The 2,066-nt window shown below is 72.3% G+C and carries 3 protein-coding genes; 2 read left to right on the top strand and 1 reads right to left on the bottom strand.

From position 1 onward, the window contains the following. Window positions 1-106 precede the first annotated feature (106 nt). Window positions 107-979, bottom strand: coding sequence for an aldo/keto reductase (locus ABZ749_RS34400; RefSeq protein WP_357208511.1), 873 nt, complete (start codon window positions 977-979; stop codon window positions 107-109). A gap of 242 nt (window positions 980-1,221) precedes the next feature. On the opposite strand from ABZ749_RS34400, the gene ABZ749_RS34405 reads away from it, so the two are divergent. Beyond that, window positions 1,222-1,584, top strand: a complete 363-nt coding sequence (locus tag ABZ749_RS34405) for a YciI family protein (RefSeq protein ID WP_357235410.1) — start codon at window positions 1,222-1,224, stop codon at window positions 1,582-1,584. Window positions 1,585-1,599: 15 nt separating this feature from the next. After that, window positions 1,600-2,066 (top strand): FAD-binding protein (locus ABZ749_RS34410; RefSeq protein ID WP_357235413.1); only part of this gene is annotated, 467 nt, incomplete at its 3' end.

The following is a 2,066-nucleotide window of genomic DNA, read 5'->3' on the forward strand; positions in this document are numbered from 1 at the left end:
TTCCGTGACTCGCACCCGCTGGACAACGACCCGACCCGCCGATTCGACGACGGCAACGGCCAGCGGACGCTGCTGGGCAGCATGGGCGTGAAGGCGGACCGGTTGGTCAGCTCGCCTTGGCGAGCGCCTCGAACTCGTCGTCGGTGAGCCGCACGTCGGCCGCGGCCACGTTCTCCTCCAGGTGCGCCACCGAGGACGTGCCGGGGATCGGCAGCATCACCGGCGAACGGCGCAGCAGCCAGGCCAGCGCGAGCTGCGCGGGCGACGCGCCGTGCGCGTTGGAGATGGCGTCCAGTGGGCCGCCCGGGCGGGCCAGCTCACCGGTCGCGATCGGGAACCACGGGATGAACGCGAGGTCGTTGCGCTCGCAGAACTCCAGCACGTCCTCGGCGCTGCGGTTGGCGAGGTTGTACAGGTTCTGCACCGACGCGATCGTGGTGATCGCCTGGGACTCCTCGATCTGCGCGACGCTGACCTCGGACAGCCCGATGTGCTGGATCTTGCCTTCCTCCCGCAGCAGCGCCAGCTCACCGAGCTGATCGGCGAGCGGCACCTTCGGGTCGATCCGGTGCAGCTGGTACAGCGGGATGCTGTCCAGGCCGAGGTGACGCAGGCTCAGCTCGCACTGCTGGCGCAGGTACTCCGGGCGGCCCAGCGCACGCCAGTCGCCGGGGCCGGAGCGGCTCAGCCCGGCCTTGGTCGCGATCACCAGGTCATCGGCGTACGGGTGCAGCGCCTCCCGGATCAACATCTCCGAGACGAACGGCCCGTACGAGTCGGCAGTGTCGATGAACGTCACGCCCAGCTCGACCGCACGGCGCAGCACGCGAACCGCCTCGGCCGGGTCCTTCGGGTCACCCCAGACACCCGGGCCGGTGATCTGCATGGCCCCGTAGCCGAGCCGGTTGACTGTGACATCGCCACCGATCCGGTACGTGCCGGACGCCTTCGCGGGCTGCTCACTGATATTTGTCGCCATTGCCCGATCCCCAATCGTCTCGTCGTGGCGGGCGTGGACAGCGCGGACGTGAAGAGCCCACCCGCCACCGATGGATCATCCCCCGGAACCCTTCCGCCATGCCGCCGGTCGGCCGAGTGTGGGCGCGGACACTCCGTCAGCGCGCCGAAGCGAGTTGCCGGGAAGCGCCCGGTACGACCGGGGTGTCCGTGCGACGCTGGCCGGAGCCGGTGCGTTCCGGCGCGACGGCGGAGGGAGCACCCATGGGAGTGCCGCAGGTCAACTTCGCGCTCGACACGTACGAGTGCATCGTGATCTATCCCGGCGCGGCCGGGCGGGCCCTGCCCGCGGAGACCGTGCAACGGTTGCAGGCCGAGCACGCCGAACACATGCAGGCGTTGCAGCGACGCGGCATCGTCCTGGTCGCCGGCTCAGTGGACGGGCCGGCGCGCGAGCCGGATCCGCCGATCGGCTTCGGGCTGGCCCGCACCGGCAGCGTCGAGGATGTCCGCAGCGTGCTGGAGGCCGACCCGGCGGTGCAGGCCGGGCTCTACCGGGTGGAGGTGCTGACCTTCCTCTGCCCGGCCGGTTCCCTGGAGTTCCCGCTGGTCAAGGCGGACAGCTGAGCCGCCGGTCCATCGGTGGCTGTCGTGATGGCGACGGCGCTCGACCGCCTGCCGGTGCTACGGTCGCGCCCAGCGCGGGCCGCCGCCGGGGCGTACCCGGTGTCGTGGGTCGGCCCCGGTCGAGGAGTCGCCATGGTCTCCGCCGCCACCCCCGATGTCGCGTCGGCCGCCGCCCGACTGCGTGCCCTGCTCGGCGACCGGCTGCACGAGCCGGGCGATCCCGGTTACGCCGTCACCACCCGGCTCTGGAACGGCGCTGTGGCCCGCACGCCCGCGCTGGTCGCCGCAATTCAGGACTCCGACGAGGTGGCCGAGGCGGTCCGCATCGCCACCCGGTGCCACCTGCCCCTCTCGGTCCGCTCCGGAGGGCACGACTGGGCCGGCCGGGCGCTGCGCGACGGCGCTCTGGCGCTCGATCTGACCGGGCTGCGCGCCGTCCGGGTCGACCCGGACGCGGCCACTGTGACCATCGGCGGCGGCGC

The sequence above is a fragment of the Micromonospora sp. NPDC047753 genome (genome assembly GCF_040642735.1).
Lineage (GTDB): Bacteria > Actinomycetota > Actinomycetes > Mycobacteriales > Micromonosporaceae > Micromonospora.